At 60.0% G+C, this 17,979-nt stretch carries 15 protein-coding genes and 3 pseudogenes; 14 read left to right on the top strand and 4 right to left on the bottom strand.

The genetic code is table 11. From position 1 onward, the window contains the following. The first annotated feature begins 280 nt into the window (after positions 1-280). Together ACNA0I_RS24305 and ACNA0I_RS24300 are read left to right on the top strand one after the other, a co-directional pair. Entirely contained in the window at positions 281-1,225 is a 945-nt protein-coding gene (locus ACNA0I_RS24305) for a CysB family HTH-type transcriptional regulator (RefSeq protein WP_415808595.1), read from the top strand. A 247-nt stretch (positions 1,226-1,472) separates the two neighbouring features. Next, positions 1,473-1,784 carry a DUF2325 domain-containing protein gene (locus ACNA0I_RS24300; protein ID WP_415808594.1) on the top strand — a complete coding sequence of 104 codons (312 nt, stop codon included), beginning with the start codon at positions 1,473-1,475 and terminating at the stop codon, positions 1,782-1,784. A gap of 54 nt (positions 1,785-1,838) precedes the next feature. On the opposite strand, the gene ACNA0I_RS24295 is transcribed toward ACNA0I_RS24300, so the two are convergent. Further along, positions 1,839-2,483 carry a C40 family peptidase gene (locus ACNA0I_RS24295; RefSeq protein WP_415808593.1) on the bottom strand — a complete coding sequence of 215 codons (645 nt, stop codon included), beginning with the start codon at positions 2,481-2,483 and terminating at the stop codon, positions 1,839-1,841. Between the two features lie 255 nt (positions 2,484-2,738). On the opposite strand from ACNA0I_RS24295, the gene ACNA0I_RS24290 reads away from it, so the two are divergent. The 7 genes and pseudogenes from ACNA0I_RS24290 to ltaE all read left to right on the top strand — a co-directional run bounded on the left by ACNA0I_RS24290 (position 2,739) and on the right by ltaE (position 10,999). Continuing rightward, a complete protein-coding gene (locus tag ACNA0I_RS24290; protein WP_415808592.1) occupies positions 2,739-4,628 on the top strand; it encodes a propionate--CoA ligase in 1,890 nt (629 codons plus the stop codon). After that, positions 4,625-5,032 (top strand): heme-binding protein, encoded by a 408-nt coding sequence (locus ACNA0I_RS24285; protein ID WP_094820258.1) that lies wholly within the window; start codon positions 4,625-4,627, stop codon positions 5,030-5,032. The genes ACNA0I_RS24290 and ACNA0I_RS24285 overlap by 4 nt, the downstream gene beginning before the upstream one ends. Beyond that, complete coding sequence (locus ACNA0I_RS24280; RefSeq protein WP_415808591.1) at positions 5,029-6,369, top strand: MFS transporter; 1,341 nt, start codon at positions 5,029-5,031, stop codon at positions 6,367-6,369. Before ACNA0I_RS24285 ends, ACNA0I_RS24280 begins: the two co-directional genes overlap by 4 nt. A gap of 443 nt (positions 6,370-6,812) precedes the next feature. Next, entirely contained in the window at positions 6,813-8,792 is a 1,980-nt protein-coding gene (acs, locus tag ACNA0I_RS24275; RefSeq protein ID WP_415808590.1) for an acetate--CoA ligase, read from the top strand. A gap of 238 nt (positions 8,793-9,030) precedes the next feature. Further along, positions 9,031-9,811 (top strand): annotated as a pseudogene (locus ACNA0I_RS24270) (DMT family transporter); the annotation flags it as partial. A 7-nt stretch (positions 9,812-9,818) separates the two neighbouring features. Next, positions 9,819-9,915: pseudogene (locus ACNA0I_RS24265) on the top strand (EamA family transporter); the annotation flags it as partial. 73 nt (positions 9,916-9,988) lie between these two features. Continuing rightward, positions 9,989-10,999, top strand: a complete 1,011-nt coding sequence (ltaE, locus tag ACNA0I_RS24260; protein ID WP_415808589.1) for a low-specificity L-threonine aldolase — start codon at positions 9,989-9,991, stop codon at positions 10,997-10,999. A 44-nt stretch (positions 11,000-11,043) separates the two neighbouring features. Here ltaE and ACNA0I_RS24255 read toward each other — a convergent pair whose 3' ends face one another. After that, positions 11,044-11,880 carry an NAD-dependent epimerase/dehydratase family protein gene (locus ACNA0I_RS24255; protein ID WP_415808588.1) on the bottom strand — a complete coding sequence of 279 codons (837 nt, stop codon included), beginning with the start codon at positions 11,878-11,880 and terminating at the stop codon, positions 11,044-11,046. A 3-nt stretch (positions 11,881-11,883) separates the two neighbouring features. Next, positions 11,884-13,530 carry an electron transfer flavoprotein-ubiquinone oxidoreductase gene (locus ACNA0I_RS24250; protein WP_415808587.1) on the bottom strand — a complete coding sequence of 549 codons (1,647 nt, stop codon included), beginning with the start codon at positions 13,528-13,530 and terminating at the stop codon, positions 11,884-11,886. A 174-nt stretch (positions 13,531-13,704) separates the two neighbouring features. Between ACNA0I_RS24250 and ACNA0I_RS24245 the strand changes: the two genes are divergently transcribed. From ACNA0I_RS24245 to ACNA0I_RS24230, 4 genes and pseudogenes are all read left to right on the top strand, one after another. Then, a complete protein-coding gene (locus tag ACNA0I_RS24245; protein ID WP_415808585.1) occupies positions 13,705-14,160 on the top strand; it encodes an acyl-CoA thioesterase in 456 nt (151 codons plus the stop codon). 124 nt (positions 14,161-14,284) lie between these two features. Then, positions 14,285-14,983: a CoA transferase subunit A gene (locus ACNA0I_RS24240; RefSeq protein ID WP_415808584.1), complete on the top strand. Its 699-nt coding sequence runs from the start codon at positions 14,285-14,287 to the stop codon at positions 14,981-14,983. A 12-nt stretch (positions 14,984-14,995) separates the two neighbouring features. After that, positions 14,996-15,646 carry a CoA transferase subunit B gene (locus ACNA0I_RS24235; protein ID WP_094837561.1) on the top strand — a complete coding sequence of 217 codons (651 nt, stop codon included), beginning with the start codon at positions 14,996-14,998 and terminating at the stop codon, positions 15,644-15,646. Positions 15,647-15,746: 100 nt separating this feature from the next. After that, positions 15,747-15,844 (top strand): annotated as a pseudogene (locus tag ACNA0I_RS24230) (LysR family transcriptional regulator); the annotation flags it as partial. A gap of 44 nt (positions 15,845-15,888) precedes the next feature. Here the strand turns inward: ACNA0I_RS24230 and ACNA0I_RS24225 are convergent. After that, complete coding sequence (locus ACNA0I_RS24225) at positions 15,889-16,887, bottom strand: AraC family transcriptional regulator (RefSeq protein ID WP_415808583.1); 999 nt, start codon at positions 16,885-16,887, stop codon at positions 15,889-15,891. 138 nt (positions 16,888-17,025) lie between these two features. Here ACNA0I_RS24225 and ACNA0I_RS24220 point away from each other — a divergent pair, with 138 nt between their 5' ends. Beyond that, the gene (locus ACNA0I_RS24220; RefSeq protein ID WP_415808582.1) at positions 17,026-17,781 is read left to right on the top strand and encodes an SDR family NAD(P)-dependent oxidoreductase; all 756 of its coding nucleotides are present in this window, start codon (positions 17,026-17,028) and stop codon (positions 17,779-17,781) included. The last annotated feature ends 198 nt before the right edge of the window (positions 17,782-17,979 follow it).

The following is a 17,979-nucleotide window of genomic DNA, read 5'->3' as shown; positions in this document are numbered from 1 at the left end:
GTCCGGGGGCCATGTTTGAGCGAAGCGAGTTTGGCCCCCGGCCCGCCGATCCTTCACGGACGCAGGCCGAGTCCCCGTTCAGGGGACGAGTCAGCCGACCNGGCCTGNCCGCCCCTCCTGCCCGACTGTGGCAAACGTCTCAAGAACTCCGTACGTTCCCTCTAGCNCCCCCCAACCCATGCACCAATTCAGGGACACAGCCCCCTCTAAGTTTATAAATATAAGTAATATAAACAACCTTCTATATAACCTATAATGCCCCAATCTATCCGGGGCCATTATGAACCTGCAACAATTCCGTTTCGTCCGCGAGACCATTCGCCGCGACTTCAACCTGACCGAAGCCGCCCGGATGCTATACACCTCCCAGCCGGGGGTATCAAAGGCCATCATCGAGTTCGAAGACGAACTCGGCATCAAGATCTTCGAACGCCACGGCAAGCGCATCAAAGGCCTGACCAAGCCGGGCTTGGCAGTGTCCCAGGTGATCGACCGCATCATGCGCGAAGTCGACAACCTGAAAAAAGTCAGCGACGAGTTTGCCCGCCGCGACGAAGGCGGCCTGGTCATTGCATGCACTCATACCCAGGCACGCTATCTGTTGCCGCGCGTCATCCCGGACTTTCGCAAGCAATTCCCCAAAGTGCACCTGTCCTTGGCCGAGGGCAGCCCCGCCCAATTGGCCGAAATGGTGTTGCACGAACAAGCCGACCTGGCACTGGCGACCGAATCGCTCGCGCTGACCCCAGGCTTGGCGACCTTGCCCGTCTACGCCTGGGAGCACACTGTCGTAGTCCGGCCGGATCATCCCCTGGCCGAACTGACCTCCAGCGCTGCAAAGAACCTGACCCTGGCGCAATTGGCCGAATATCCCATCGTGACCTACGATCGCGCCTTTACCGGCCGCAGCACGATCGACGAAGTGTTCGCCAGCCAAAGCATCCATCCCGATATCGTGCTCGAGGCCATCGATGCCGACGTGATCAAGACCTACGTCGACGTCGGCCTGGGCATAGGTATCATTGCCGGAGTGGCCTACGATCCCCGCCGCGACGGCAATCTGGTCGGCCTGCCGGTAGGGCATCTGTTTGGCACACACACCACGCGCGTGGGAGTCAAGGCGGGCGTGTTCCTGCGTGATTACGTCTACACGTTCCTGGAAATGATGGCGCCTGCGCTGACTCGTCAGGTCGTCACCGATGCAGTGCAGGGCAGGCGTGAATAATCGCGGATTTCCTGCTATTGCCGATATACCGGCCCGGCTTCATGCCGGGTTTTTTTATCGCATTTCCTGTCATTTCCGGCTTAGCTTATTACCGATTTATGTGACTTCTTATCGCGTTTGAGAGCCTTGCTATGCCAGATCAAAACCCGATAAATATATTAAATAAGAACCGATCTCATTTGTGTTGACTAAAAAATAGGAATCATTATCATTAACTCCACTTCCTCAACGATCTGGAGTACACATCATGACATCAGCGCTTAGCGCAGTGGTAGTAGGCGCCGACAGGCTGGGCAATATTCCAGACCTGCTGAAAGGGCACAACATATCGATCACGCATCACATCAGTGGGCGTGATCCGTCTCATCAGAAAAAAACCCTGCAATTGCCCTCGGGCACTCAGCTGGTCATTTTGCTGACGGATTTTTTGGGCCACAACGTGATGAAGACCTTCCGGAATGCGGCCCAGCGCGGTGGTATCCGGGTCGTGGCATGCCGCCGTTCGGTATGCAGCATGCAGCAGGCTTTGCAGCAATGCGGCCTGTGCGGCCTGCATTGATGGCGCGCCTGCTCGGGCCCGATGTCAGCTGTTGCTGATCGGGCCTGTTTTCGTTTAACGCCGCGTGTTGCTGGCCGATGCCAACAGATTGCCATCGAGACGCCGGGCGCCGTTATAGCGTTTGGCCCAGTACTTCATGGTGATTTTTTCGATACGAACCACACCGCCCGCACTGGGCGAATGCACGAAGCGATCGTCGCCCAGATAGATTCCGACGTGCGAATAACGCCGTCCCAGAGTATTGAAAAACACCAGATCACCAGGACGCAACTCGGGCTTGTCGATCGACGTGCCTACCAATGCGATGGCCGATGCATTGCGAGGTAGTTTCAGTCCCAAACCTTGTTCGGCACTGTAGGCCACCAGGCCACTGCAATCAAAGCCCGTGTCAGGCGACGATCCACCATAGCGATAGCGTATGCCGAGTTGATCGAGCGCTGCGTCGATTAATGGATTGGTAATGGCCTGCCGCCGTTCGGCGCTGATCGTACGGCGAGTGGCGGTGGTAGTGGCCAGTGCCCCGATGGGATCGCTGGACAATGAGGCGAGTTCGATGTCCTGTTCGTCCAGGACGCCTGCGTCGGCACTATGGCGATTGGTGCCTGCGCAGCCCGCCAGTACCACGCAGAGGGCGGCAATCAGTAAACCCGGAATACGATAAGTAAAGCGGTCGCTTTGCGTATGGTGCGCGCGCGTCATGAGTGCCGGTGGAGGCTGCCCCGCAGAGGGACGCCGTAAAAATGTGGGATGCGGGGATTCTAGCAAATGCTTGGTTGCAAATTGGGTAAATGCTTACACCAATCGCTTATTTATTTTTTATTTTCGCCCCATCTGCGCAAAACCAGCTCGATAACTACGGGAATACCCCAGGTTCAGCGGCAAGTCTGATGCAAGCTTTGCCCGCGACAATAGCGCAAACGAGACCACAGCGTCCGCATATCACCGGAGACAGGTATGCAAAGAACCCGCGATTTTCACCGCCGTTCGATTGACGACCGCGATGCTTTTTGGCGCGCCGAGGCTGAGCGTATCCATTGGGAAACGCCCTTCGAACAAGTGCTGGATTTTTCCCGTCCGCCTTTTGCCCGCTGGTTTGTCGGGGGGCAGACCAATCTTTGCTACAACGCCGTTGACCGCTGGGTGCCGCAGCAGGCCGACCAGCCTGCATTGATCTGGGTATCTACCGAAGTCGATCAAGAGATCACGTACACGCGCCGGCAACTGTATGACGAGGTCAATGCCGTGGCTGCCATGCTGCGCGAGCAGGGTGTGGGCCGCGGCGACCGCGTGCTGCTTTATATGCCGATGGTGCCCGAGGCCGTGTTTACGATGCTCGCCTGTGCGCGTCTGGGGGCGGTGCATTCGGTGGTGTTTGGCGGATTCGCTTCGGTGAATCTGGCGCAGCGCATCGATGATGCGACACCCAAGGTCATCGTCTCGACCGATGCCGGCTCGCGTGCAGGCAAGGTCGTGCCGTACAAGCCCTTGCTCGACAAGGCGCTCAGCCTCTGCACGCGTCCGCCGGGCGCTGTGATCGTGCTGGATCGCGGCCTGGCGCCGTGCGATCGCCAACCGGGTCGGGACCTGGACTATGCCGAGCTGCGCCAGCGTCACGACGGCAGTCAGGTACCTGTGCAGTGGCTGGAGTCTTCCGAACCCAGCTATATCCTGTACACCTCCGGCACGACCGGCAAGCCTAAAGGCGTGCAACGCGATGTGGGCGGTTATGCCGTGGCGCTGGCGTCGTCCATGGAGTATCTGTTCGACGGCAAGCCGGGCGACACCTATTTTTGCACCAGTGACATAGGCTGGGTCGTCGGCCATTCTTATATTGTCTATGGTCCCTTGATCGGTGGACAGGCGACGATCCTGTACGAAGGCACACCGGTACGCCCCGATGGGGCAATATTGTGGAAGCTGGTCGAACGCTTTGGCGTCAATACCTTGTTTTCGGCACCGACCGCCGTGCGCGTGCTCAAACGCCAGGCGCCGGAGCTGCTCTCGCGGCATGATCTGTCATCGCTGCGTGCAGTCTATCTGGCCGGCGAGCCGCTTGATGAACCCACGGCACAATGGATTTCGCAAGGGCTGGGCAAGCCTATCATCGACAATTATTGGCAGACGGAATCGGGGTGGCCGATTCTCTCGGCCCAGCCTGGGGTCGAGCGGGTACCGACGCGTTTTGGCAGCCCTTCATTCCCCGTGTACGGCTTTGATGCCCGCATTGTCAGCGAGCACACCGGCGAGGATCTCGGGCCTGGCGAAAAGGGCGTGGTCGCGATAGCGCCGCCTCTGCCGCCCGGCGCGATGTCGACGATCTGGGGCGACGACGAACGGTTCGTACAGACCTATTTCACGTCGATTCCTGGCCGGCAGTTGTATTCGACCTTCGATTGGGGGAGGGTCGATGAGGACGGCTATTGGTTCATCCTGGGCCGTACCGACGATGTGATCAACGTGGCGGGTCATCGCCTGGGGACGCGCGAAATCGAAGAGTCCGTCAACAGCCACGCGGGGATTGCCGAATGCGCAGTCGTAGGCGTGGCCGATTCCTTGAAAGGCCAGGTGGCGATGGCCTTTGCCGTGCTGAAAAATCCCGCGGCGGCGGAACGGCCCGACGATGCGCGCGCGCTGGAAGGCGATATCATGCGCGTAGTGGAGGATCAGTTGGGCGCGGTGGCGCGCCCAGCCCGTATTCGGTTCGTGTCCGCCTTGCCGAAAACGCGCTCAGGCAAAGTCCTGCGCCGCGCGATCGTCGCCGTGTGCGAGGGCAGGGACCCGGGGGATCTCACTACGATCGAAGACCCTACCTCACTTGAACAAATAAAGGATTCGTTGCAATGAAAAGCAAACCCGTATTGACCGCCGAAGACGTCAAGAAAATCCTGGCGGCCGCCGAAGCACACGCCGTCAAGAACGGCTGGGCCGTGACCATCTCTGTGGTGGACGACGGTGGGCATACATTGGGTCTGCTGCGTCTGGACGGGGCCGCACCGATTTCCAGCTACATCTCGCCGGCCAAGGGCAAAACCGCCGCATTGGGCCGCCGTGAGTCCGCCGGCTACGAGGACATCATCAACAATGGCCGTTATGCCTTTCTGTCGGTTCCGCAGCTCGAAGGCCTGTTGGAGGGCGGTGTGCCCGTGATCGTCGACGGCGAAGTCGTGGGGGCGGTAGGCGTGTCCGGGGTGAAATCCTCCGAAGACGTCGAAATTGCTCGTGCAGGCATCGCCGCGCTAGGGCTGTGACACAGCCTTTGCCGCCACCGGCTGGCGCAACCGAGAGCACGCCGGGCAACGTCTCGAGCGCGCTGAATCCTGGCGTGGCTCGGCGCGAGGTCTGGGCCTGGGCGATGTATGACTTCGCCAATTCGGGCTATACCACCGTGATATTGACCACGGTGTTCAGTACGTATTTCGTCAGCGTGGTGGGCCAGCGCGCCCATTGGGCCACGCTGGCGTGGACGGCCGCGTTGTCGCTGTCATATCTGTTGATCATGTTGACCATGCCGCGGCTGGGCGCACGTGCCGATGCACGGGCCGCCAAGCGGCGATTGCTCTATACCAGCACCATAGGCTGCGTCGTCGCCACACTGGTGCTGACACAGGCCGGGCCGGGCGATGTGTGGCTGGCACTCGCTGCGCTGGCCGTGTCCAACTACTGCTATTGCATCGGCGAGTCGGTCGTGGCGGCCTTCTTGCCCGAGCTGGCGCGACCCGATGCGCTGGGCCGCGTATCGGGCTGGGGCTGGAGCTTTGGCTATTGCGGCGGCATGCTTACGCTGGGCTTGTCTCTGGCTGCAGTCACCGTAGGCGAATCGCGCGGATTGACTGCGTCCGAGTATGTGCCGTGGGTCATCGTCATCACTGCTGCCGTCTTTGCCCTGGCTGCCTTGCCCTCGTTTTTCCTGTTGCGCGAGCGGGCCAGGCCGCAAGGCATGGCGCTCAATGCGTCGGGGATGCTGAGCCAACTGGCTGCCGTGTGGCGCGATACCGGCACCCACTATCCCGAATTTCGTCGATTGCTGATGTGTGGCGCCTGCTATCAGGCCGGCATTGCCGTCGTCGTCACCCTGGCTGCCGTGTATGCAGATCAGGTCATGGGCTTTACCATGCCGCAGATCATGCTGCTGGTGTTCACCGTCAACATCGGTGCGGCCGTTGGCGCATTCAGTTTTGGCTACGTACAAGACCGTATTGGCCATAAACGAGCCTTGGCCATCACCCTCGTTGGCTGGATCATCATGGTGTTGGTGGCCTATGCTGCCGTGACCGTGGCGGTATTCTGGGTCGCTGCCATCCTGGCAGGCCTGTGCATGGGCACAAGCCAGAGCGCCGGCCGCGCGATGGTGGGTGCGCTCGCGCCCGGCAAACGCCTGGCCGAATTCTTCGCCCTCTGGACCTTCGCCGTACAACTGGCCGCCGTCGTCGGGCCATTGACCTATGGCCTGGTCACCTGGTTGACGATGGGCAATCATCGCCTGGCCATCCTGGTCACGGGCATCTTCTTTGTCGGCGGCCTGTTGCTACTGACCCGCGTCGACGTACGCCGCGGCCTGGCACGCCGCGCCCAAGAGCCCGCGTAGATCGTCACGACCAAGTATCCGCGAACAACAGAAATCGCGAGCCAGCGGCCGCCGAGTAAAAGCTCCGTCGGCCCGTAGAGCGGCGATTCAGCCTCGCGCAGCGAGGCCGAGGCCCCTGCTCACGGGCCGAGTCGCCGCGATAGGNCCGGCGGGGCTTTTACACGNCGGCCGCTGGCGCCAAAAGAACTCTACAGGCCGCAGTCATGCAATGCCCAAACCGCCCCTGAGTCCAACCCACGCATCCTCGTCCCATGCTGCACCGCCATAAAACACCCCTTCCCAGACTGTTATCCTTACACCAACAGCCGTGACCCACGCCTCGCGCAGGCCCGAAAGCCCCAAGCGATCTGCACCATCGTAAGGTGCCCGTAAGAGCACGGCGATACGGTTAGGTATAGCCAGCATTGCCATACCTAAAACACCACGCATTCGGAGACAGAACCATGTCCAACACTATCGAGTCCGTCCTGGTCGAAACGCGCGTATTCCCGCCGCCTGAGCGGGCAACAAAAGGCGCCCGCATCGACAGCCTCGATGCCTATCGCGCCCTGTGCCAGGAGGTCGAACAGGATTTCGACGGTTTCTGGACCCGCCATGCGCGCGAGCATCTGACCTGGACCAAACCTTTTACCGAGGTCCTGGACGAGTCCAACGCACCGTTTTACCGCTGGTTCGGCGACGGCGAACTCAACGTGTCCGCCAACTGCCTCGACGTGCATCTGACCAATGGCAACGCTGACAAAACCGCCATCATTTTCGAGGCCGACGACGGCAAAGTCGCCAAAGTCACCTATCGCGAATTGCTGGCGCGAGTCAGCCGTTTTGCCAATGGCCTGAAATCCCTGGGATACAAAACAGGCGACCGCGCCATCATCTACATGCCCATGTCGATCGAGGCCGTCGTCGCCATGCAGGCCTGCGCACGCCTGGGCGTCACCCATTCCGTCGTGTTCGGTGGTTTCTCCGCCAAGAGCCTGCAAGAACGCATCGGCGATGTGGGCGCATCGGTCGTGATCACCGCCGACGAACAAGTGCGCGGCGGCAAGACTATCCCGCTCAAGCCTGCCGTCGATGATGCCATTGCCATGGGCGGCTGCGATGCCGTGACCAAGATCGTCGTCTATCGCCGCACCGGTGGCAACATTCCCTGGACCGAAGGGCGCGACCTGTGGATGCATGATGTCGAATCCGGCCAGTCCGATACCTGCGAGCCCGTGCCGGTCAACGCCGAGCACCCGCTCTTCATCCTGTATACCTCCGGTTCTACTGGCAAACCCAAGGGCGTGCAGCACTCGTCGGCCGGTTATCTGTTGTGGGCCTTGCTGACGGTCAAATGGACTTTCGACGCGCGTAAAGACGACGTCTATTGGTGCACCGCCGATGTGGGCTGGGTCACGGGCCACACCTACATTACCTATGGGCCGTTGGCCGCAGGCCTGACGCAAATCGTCTTCGAGGGCGTGCCTACCTATCCGGATGCGGGCCGTTTCTGGGACATGATTGCACGGCACAAGGTCACGACGTTCTACACGGCGCCGACGGCCATCCGTTCGCTGATCAAGGCCTCCGAGGCCACGCCGTCCACGCATCCGGGCAACTACGATTTGAACAGCCTGCGCATCATCGGAACAGTCGGCGAGCCCATCAATCCCGAGGCCTGGATGTGGTACCACAAGAACGTGGGCCAGGAACGTTGCCCCATCGTGGACACCTGGTGGCAGACCGAGACTGGCGGCCACATGATCAATCCCTTGCCGGGCGCCACGCCGACCAAGCCGGGCTCGTGCACCTTGCCTTTGCCGGGGATTGCGGCGGCGATCGTGGACGAAACGGGCAAGGACGTCGAGCCGGGCAATGGCGGGTTCCTGGCGATCAAACGCCCGTGGCCGTCGATGATCCGCACGATCTGGGGCGACCCGGAGCGCTTCAAGAAAAGCTATTTCCCGCCGGAACTCAACGGCTGCTATCTGGCCGGTGATGGCGCACAGCGCGATGCCGATGGCTATTTCTGGATCATGGGCCGTATCGATGACGTGCTCAACGTGTCCGGCCATCGTTTGGGAACGATGGAGGTCGAGTCCGCCCTGGTCGCGCATGAGTTGGTGGCCGAGGCCGCTGTCGTGGGCCGTCCCGACGACACGACCGGCGAGGCCGTGGTGGCCTTTGTGGTGCTCAAGGGGGCTCGCCCCGAGGGTGATCAGGCACAAGCGATTGCCAAGCAATTGCGCGACTGGGTCGGCAAGGAAATCGGCCCCATCGCCAAACCGAAAGACATCCGTTTCGGCGACAACCTGCCCAAGACCCGCTCGGGCAAGATCATGCGCCGTTTGTTGCGTGTCGTCGCCAAGGGCGAGGAAATCACGCAGGACGTGTCCACATTGGAGAACCCCGCCATTCTGGATCAACTGGCGAAATCGGTGTGACGCCGGCTCTGAACCAGGTGCTGTTCTATTCGATCCGTCAGGGGAATCCCCGGCTGACGAACGCGATGTGCCGGTCATGATCACCAGCGATGTCATATCGATGACGTCAGCATGATCTACCGTTCCGATTCCCGAACAGGGGCGGAGCGGGTCGGTCGGCGACAGGAGTATCATCGAGTGCGCTCGATCCGACTGATGTCGGATCGAGCGCTTTTTCTTTTCTTTGACGAGTTTTTCAGTGAGTAGCAGCAATTTCGATAGGACCGGCCTGATTTTGATGTTCACCACGATTGTGGTGTGGGCAGGAAGTTGGATATCGATGAAGCTGCTGGTCGCGTACATGGGGCCATTTCAAGTCGTGGCCGCACGATATTTGATTGGCGCAGCAGTGTTGTTCGCATTGCTGATCGTGTTGCGGCGGCCGCTGGCGATGACGCCTTGGAAATTGACCTTGCTCACGGGTTTGACGCAAACGGCTGGGTTTCAGACACTGGTTCAACTGGCCTTGCTCAGCGGCGGTGTAGGCAAGGTTTCGGTATTGGCGTACACCATGCCGTTCTGGGTAATCCCGTTTGCCTGGCTTATTCTGAAGGAGCGGCCGACGGCGCGTCATGGCGTTGCAATCGCTGTGGCCGCGGCGGGCTTGGTCTGTTTTCTGCAACCGTGGAGCGGGATGGGGGATTGGGCTTCGGCTGTTCTCGCGCTCGCCGGAGGCCTGAGCTGGGGATTGGGAACGGTGCTGTCCAAACGCATGTTCGATCTGCACGCGCCGGATTTGATGACCTTCACCACCTGGCAGATGTTGCTGGGCGGATTGTTGACGGTACCTGCCGCGATCTGGGTGCCCCATGCGCCCGTGGTGTGGGGATGGGAGGTCACTTTGGGGCTGCTTTATTCCGGCCTGATTGCCACGGCGGCGGGATGGCTGCTGTGGTTGTCAGTGGTGCGCCGTGTGCCTGCATCGATCGCGGGGTTGTCCAGTTTGGGTGTGCCCATCATGGCAACACTGCTGGCGTGGCNGCTGCNGGGCGAGCAGCCGGCGACTGTGGAAATAATGGGAATGGCGCTGGTCATGGTGGGATTGGTCGTAGTGAGCCGAGCGCCTCGTAGTAAAACCAAGTAAACGATCGGCGGCCTGATGGCCGCGCCTCTTTTTTCCCGGTGTCGATGATGCTGGGGTATATCGGGAGCTTTTGATGATTGATCTGCGTAGCGATACCGTCACTCGGCCGACTGCCGCCATGTTGCAGGCGATGGCCAATGCACCTGTGGGCGATGATGTGATGGGGGCGGATCCTACCGTTCAGCGGCTGCAGCAAACGCTGGCCGAGCGCGTAGGTAAAGAAGCGGGATTGTTTTTCCCATCCGGCACGCAAAGCAATCTGGCGGCGCTGATGGCGCATTGCGGGCGAGGCGACGAATATTTGGTGGGCCAGTTGGCGCACACCTATAAATACGAGGGCGGTGGGGCGGCGGTGCTGGGCAGTATCCAGCCGCAGCCGGTCGAACACGCCGACGATGGCAGCCTGCCGTTGGAAAAGTTGGCAGCAGCCGTCAAACCCAAAGGTGACCCGCACTACGCGCGTACGCGTCTGTTGGCGCTGGAAAACACCTTTCAAGGCAAAGTGATTCCAGCGGCCTATATCGATCAGGCCGCCCAGTTTGCGCGAGAGCATGGGCTGGGCTTGCACCTGGATGGCGCTCGTGTGTTCAATGCGGCGGTCGCGTCAGGCCGTACGGCACATGAGGTGTGTGCGCCTTTCGATAGCGTCTCAATCTGCTTTTCCAAGGGGCTGGGCGCGCCAGTGGGGTCTGTGCTGGTTGGCAGCAAAGCCCTGATTGACGAGGCACGCCGTTGGCGCAAAGTGTTGGGCGGCGGCATGCGGCAATCAGGTTTTCTGGCGGCGGCGTGTTTGCATGCCCTGGACCATCATGTCGAGCGTCTGGCACAAGACCACGAGAATGCCGCGTTGCTGGCAGAGGGGCTGCGTGGCATTGACGGTGTGCAGGTGCTGGCCCAGAACACCAACATGGTGTTTGCCGAATTCGCGCCTGAGCATACTGAAAAGCTGTCCCAAGCCTTGCAGGCACAGGACATCATCCTCCGTGCGGTCTATCGTGGCCCGACGCGTATGGTGACGCACTTGGATGTGTCGCAAGACGACATCCGCAAAGTGGTCGACGCTGTTCGGGCGTATTTCGGTTGACGCGATAGGTGTGTGCGTGTCGCAGAAAATGCCGCGCACCGCAACTAGCGCAATAGTGCGGCGTAGCCAGCGCGCGAATCAGGCCACGCTGGTGTCCAGCCGCTGGCTCGCAGCCGTGCATTGCTGAGTTTTTTACTGCCTACATTGGCGGGCGCGGGGCCTTCGCCAGGGGGCTGTGCGTGGATCAGCGCTGCCAGATATTCGTAAAGCGTGTGCAGTGGCAAAGGCGTATCGTCGCCGCCCAGATAGAGCGCATCCGGATGTGGCAATGCCAGCAGATGCACCGCCGCCGCCGCCGCATCGTCGATGTGAATTCGATTGGCCCAATGCGGCGGGTGCCGGGGAGCGCGCGCGGATCCGGCGCGGAGCCGTTCGATCAACTGCAGACGGCCAGGGCCATACAGCCCAGCCAGACGCAGGCTGATGGAGGATACGGACTGCGCGGCCAGCCAGCGTTCCGTGTCAAGCAAAATGCGGCCATTAAAGCCTGCTGGATCAGTAGGTGTCGACTCGTCGATCCACTCGCCATGGTGTTCTCCATACACGGCAGTCGATGATACGAACAAGACCCGTTGCAAGGCCGTGTGATCCAGCGCAGTCAACAGTGCGGGCAGCCCCTCTTGAAACACCGCGCGATAGACATCGGGATCGCGCGAATCCGGTGCGGGCAGATAGGCGACATGCGTGATGCCCGCCGGTAATGTGGCGAGTGTTTCCGGACGCGTCAAATCCCCTTGCAGCCAGCGTATGGCGGGCTCGCGCCCATCATCGCGCGGCGGCCGGCGGCGCAGCGCCCAGACTTCGGCGCCGCGTGCCGACAAGTGCTGTGCTACGCGCAAGCCCAGATCTCCGCAGCCTGCCAGCAACACGCGCTCTGTCATGGATTACATCCCGCTATAGACGGGGCCTTCGCCGCCCTGGGGCGCCACCCAGACGATGTTCTGCGTCGGATCTTTGATGTCGCAGGTCTTGCAATGCACGCAGTTTTGCGCATTGATCTGCAGACGATCGTCGCCATGGTCGTCTTTGACGAATTCGTACACCCCGGCCGGACAGTAGCGGGATTCCGGACCGCCGTATTTGGCCAGGTTGACCGACACCGGAATGGTCGGGTCTTTCAGCGTCAGGTGGACGGGTTCGTTTTCATCGTGATTGGTGTTCGAGATGAAAACCGAGCTGAGTTTGTCGAACGTCAGCTTGCCGTCCGGCTTCGGATAGTCGATGCGCGCACATTCCGAGGCAGGCTGCAGGCAGGCATGGTCGGGTTTGGTGCGGTGGATGGTCCAGGGAATATTGCCCTTGAGGACGAATTGCTCGATGCCCGTCATGATGGTGGCGATCGTGCGGCCCTTTTTGAACCATTGTTTGAAATTGCGCGCCTTGTTCAATTCGGTGTGCAGCCACGACGACTCGAACGCAGCCGGGTAGGCCGAGAGTTCGTCCTGTTTGCGGTCGGCGACGACGGCGTCAAAGGTGGCGTCGGCTGCCAGCATGCCGGTCTTGATCGCGGCGTGGCTTCCCTTGATGCGCGATGCGTTCAAGAAGCCCGCTTCGCAGCCGACCAGCACGCCGCCCGGGAACGTGAGTTTGGGCAAGGACAGCAACCCACCCGCCGTAATGGCCCGTGCGCCGTATGCGATGCGTTTGCCGCCTTCGAACGTCGGACGAATGGCGGGATGTGTCTTGTAGCGTTGGAACTCGTCAAAAGGCGAGAGCCAGGGGTTGGCGTAGTCCAGGCCCACGACCATGCCGACCGCGACCAGGTTGTTATCGAGGTGATAGAGGAACGAGCCGCCGTAGGTGTCGGCGTCCAGCGGCCAGCCAGCCGTGTGCACGACGAGGCCGGGCCGCGATTGCGCGGGGTCGATTTCCCACATTTCTTTCAACCCGATCCCGTAAGCCTGCGGGTCGCGGCCCTCGTCGAGCTTGTAGCGCTCGATCAACTGGCGTCCCAACTGGCCTCGCGCGCCTTCGGCAAAGATGGTGTAGCGCGCCAGGAGCTCCATGCCGGGCTGGTAGTGTTCGGTGTGCGAACCGTCGCGCGCCACGCCCATGTCGCCCGTGGCCACGCCACGCACCGCGCCGTTTTCGTCGTACAGGACTTCAGCAGCGGCAAAGCCGGGGAAAATATCGACGCCGGCGGCTTCCGCCTGCTCGCCCATCCATTTCACGACGTCGCCCAAACGGACGATGTAATTGCCGTGATTCTGAAAACAGGCTGGCAAGAGCCAATTAGGCGTGCTGCGCGCGCCCGTCTGGCTCAGGAACAGGAACCGGTCCTCGGTGACGGGCACATTCAGCGGTGCGCCCTTGTCTTTCCAGTCTGGAATCAACTCCGTCAGTGCCTGCGGGTCCATCACCGCGCCAGAGAGGATGTGAGCACCGAGCTCGGCGCCTTTCTCCAATACGCACACGCTCAGTTCGTGATTTTTCTGGGTGGCCAGCTGCTTTAGACGTAGCGCAGCAGCCAAGCCAGCCGGCCCGCCACCCACAATGACCACGTCATATTCCATCGACTCGCGTTCGGACATTACTCCAATCCCCTCTAATGGTGCCTTCTGATGTTGCAAGGAAGTATTATCATTGATTGTATTGCAATGCTGCGGTGCAGGAATTTTTGCCGCCGGGCCGCCCCAAGGCAAAAACGCCCCCTCGGGGGGCAGCAAGCCGTAGGCGCGGCGTGGGGGCGTTTTTAGGAGTTCTCCGTGAGTCAGGAGCTTTACGGCTCGCGCACCCTTCAGGTGGGCGATTGCCATCATGTCGATTTGCCCATGCGTTGGGGCGATGCCGACCCGCTCAATCATATGAACAACACCGTCTACTTTCGTATGATGGAAGAGGCGCGTATGCAGATGCTCTATGGCAGCGCCATGGTGCTGCCATCCGATCAAGGCTTTATCCTGGCGCACGCATCCTGTGATTTTGTCCGATCTTTCACGTACCCCTGCGATGTGCGTGTCACGCACAAAGTTACCCGCATCGGCCGCTCCAGCCTGGAAACAGACTTGATCCTGGGTAAGTCCGACGACGACACAGGACCCTATGCGCAGGGGCGCACGGTGATGGTCTGGATCGACTATGGCACCAATCGCTCTGCGCCGTTGCCGGATCAGGTGCTGCGGGCATTGGCTGCAGCGTGCGTGCCCGCGGCGCAAGCCTAGGACGATTCACGTCGCCAAGCCGCTACAATCAACGCAAACATCAAAAGCAGTCAATATTCGACCGGGCGTGCCACCCCTTGCAGCCGCGCCTATCCAATTTGGAATGTCATTAGGAGTTGGAGAGATGGACAAAGTGTATGCAAGCGCCGCCGAGGCGCTGGCAGGTGTCGTCAAAGACGACCAGATGATTGCCGTGGGCGGTTTCGGCCTGTGCGGCATTCCCGAGGCGTTGATCGCTGCGCTGCGTGATTCGGGTGTGAAAAACCTGACCTGCATCAGCAACAACGCCGGGGTGGATGGGTTTGGTTTGGGCCAGTTGCTCAACACCCGCCAGGTGCGCAAAATGATCGCCTCATATGTGGGCGAAAACAAGGAATTCGAACGCCAGTACCTGGCAGGCGAACTCGAGCTGGAATTCACGCCGCAGGGCACGCTGGCAGAAAAACTGCGTGCCGGCGGTGCCGGTATTCCGGCGTTTTTCACTCGCACGGGCGTGGGCACGATCGTGGCCGATGGCAAAGAGTTGCGCGAGTTTGACGGCCAGCAATACGTCATGGAGCGTTCCTTGGTGCCCGATGTGTCGCTGGTCAAGGCGCACATCGCCGACCGCAGCGGCAACCTGGTGTTCCGCAAGACCGCGCGCAATTTCAATCCCAACGTGGCGATGGCGGGCAAGATCACCGTGGTCGAAGTCGAGAAAATCGTCGACACCGGATCGCTCGACCCCGATCAGATCCATCTTCCGGGCATTTACGTGCATCGCATCGTGGTAAATGCGAATCCGGAAAAGCGCATCGAACAACGCACCACTCGCCCGGCCTAAGGAGAAGACGACATGGCATGGTCCCGCGATGAAATGGCGGCACGCGCCGCGCGCGAGCTGCAAGACGGCTTTTATGTGAACCTGGGCATTGGTCTGCCTACCCTGGTCGCCAACCACGTGCCCGCGGGCATCGAGGTATGGCTGCAATCCGAGAACGGTCTGTTGGGCATCGGCCCATTTCCGACTGACGATCAGGTCGATCCTGATCTGATCAATGCTGGCAAGCAAACGGTCACGACCTTGCCCGGCTCGTCGATTTTTTCCTCGGCTGATTCCTTTGCGATGATCCGCGGCGGCAAGATCAACCTGGCGATTCTGGGCGCGATGCAGGTCTCGGAAAAGGGCGATCTGGCCAACTGGATGATCCCCGGCAAAATGGTCAAGGGCATGGGCGGCGCCATGGATCTGGTTGCTGGCGTCGGCAAGGTTGTGGTCCTGATGGAGCACGTGGCCAAGAAAAAAGACGGCACCGAGGACATCAAGCTGTTGCCTGAGTGCAATTTGCCGTTGACCGGCGTCGGCGTGGTCAACCTGATCATCACCGATCTGGGCGTGATGGAAGTCACGGACAACGGTTTGAAACTGCTGGAGCTGGCTCCTGGCGTGACGGTGGATGAAATCCAGAGCAAGACCCAGGCCAAACTGGACGTCTCCGGCGTGTAAACCTAGTTATTGGTGACGGCAAAAAACCCTGCCTCGGCGGGGTTTTTTATTTCACCATGACTCCAGCTCATCATATGCCGGTGCTTTCTGAAACCTGACCCGGCATCCGCTGCTGGCCTATAAACGTATTCCTCTGGACCAACTGCTGCGGTTCCGCTGATGCCTTGCGACCCTCAGCTGTGCGAAGGCCACGCCCGTAGCGCAGTCGCAGGTAGAGATGCTGCGTGCACGTAGTGAACCCCCTACATCGTCTTGGCTGCAGATGCTATGGCTGATTCAGCCTCGGCACGAGCCTGTCGAATACTGCGTGCGGGCGGTTGGCCGAACAGACGGGCGTACTCGCGTGTAAATTGCGGAACGCTTTCATAGCCGACCGCATCTGAGGCATGTGTTATCGATACGCCTTCGTGCAGCATTCGGCGACGGGCTTCAATCAGGCGCAGTTGCTTTTGGAACTGCAAAGGGGTGAGCGAGGTGATGCTACGAAAGTGAGTGTGAAATGCCGATATGCTCATACTTGCCGCATGGGCTAACGTTTCGATCCGTATCGGCTGGGCATACTTTTCGCGCAGGATCGCCACGGCACGTGCAATTCGTTGGGCGTGACTGTCAGCGACGCCCAGCGCACGCATGGCGCCGCCATGGCGTCCTGAGAGTAGCCAAAAATGCAGCTCACGTACCAAGGAACGTTCCAGCACAGCCAAATGGTGCGGTTGGTCTAGCAGTCGCAGTAGTCGCAAGACTGTGTCGGCGAATTCGACCTCGGTCGGTGCCACCCGCAGTGGTTCTTGTACCGCTAATGGCATGGCACCAATCTCGCTGATCAGATCAGCAATCACTGTGGTATCCAACTCCATCACCAGCGAGTAATACGGCACTGCTTGACTGGCCTGAATAATCTGGCTGACGGTGGGCACATGGTTGCTGATGAGCAATGATTCCCCCGCCCCGAAATCCAGGCTGTGCTCGCCCATGCTGACCCGTTTGCTCCCTTGGAGCACCATTGCCACCAGCGGCTTTGAAATAGCGTATTGCAGTGGGCCCGGCGCTGTTTCGCGCAAAATCACGATGCCGGACACGGGCGTGGCCGCGACGCCATAGGCATTATCAACGTGCAGATCCGCATATCGTCGAACATGCTCAAGCAGGGTTTTAGGAGGCGTCATGTTCAATTGGAAAAGCAGGGGGCTATCACCTACGCGACAAAAATAATCAGGCAATTCTATGTTGATGTATTTCACTATACATCTCTGCGCTAATTCAATACTTCGTGATGAGTATTAAATTTTTAGGCAAAAATTTCACAGGATTGCGCAACCCATAGGGATACTGCCAACCTACCATGACGACTCCTTCAATCTATGCGGAGTTCCTTCGTCATGAGCACTATTTCTCTTGTCACTGGCGCCAGCCGTGGCCTTGGCCGTAATACGGCCCTCAGCATCGCCCGTCACGGCGGCGACGTGATCGTCACCTACCGTAGTGGCAAGGATGCTGCCGAGGCGGTCGTCGCGGAAATCCAGGCGTTGGGTCGCAAGGCCGTGGCCCTGCAACTGGATGCTGCCGAGATTGCCAGTTTCTCTACTTTCGTGAACGCAGTGCGCACCACACTACGCCAGAACTGGCAGCGCGACACGCTTGACCATCTGATCAACAACGCTGGTCACGGCGAAATGGCAGACTTTGCCGCTACCACTGAAGCGCAGTTCGACGCACTATTCAACGTGCACGTTAAAGGCGTTTTCTTTCTGACCCAGGCGCTGTTGCCGGTACTGGCAGATGGTGGGCGCATCGTCAATTTTTCCTCGGGCCTGACCCGTGCGTCCTTTCCTGGCTTCTCGGCCTACTCAGCCGCCAAGGGCGCCGTCGAAACATTGACCATCTACATGGCCAAAGAGCTAGGCAGCCGTGGCATCACCGTGAATGCGGTAGCCCCCGGTGCGATCGAAACTGACTTTCTTGGTGGCGCGGTGCGTGACATTCCCGATTACAACAAGGCGTTTGCCGACATGACTGCTCTTGGGCGAGTAGGTGTACCCGACGACATCGGTCCGATGATCGCCAGCCTGTTGGGCCCAGACAACCGCTGGATCAATGGTCAGCGCATCGAAGTTTCCGGTGGTCAGTCACTTTGAGTCAGATTGTGGGATTGTTTTGACCGTGCGGGCGGTGCAGGCAGCGGTCGGTCCGACAAGGTAGCTCACAGCAGCATTGGCGTGTTCGGGTTTGAGGGCCGCAGTACGTGCCTGAGCTGGTGCAATGGCCGCAGTGTTTCGCTACTATTTCTCAAGGTCTGTTGGCGTTTGATTGTTTGTCCCAGTATGTTCGATTGG

This window comes from Bordetella muralis (assembly GCF_965139205.1).
Taxonomy (GTDB): Bacteria; Pseudomonadota; Gammaproteobacteria; order Burkholderiales; family Burkholderiaceae_B; genus Bordetella_A; species Bordetella_A muralis.
This window is presented reverse-complemented; position numbering and strand designations above follow the sequence as displayed.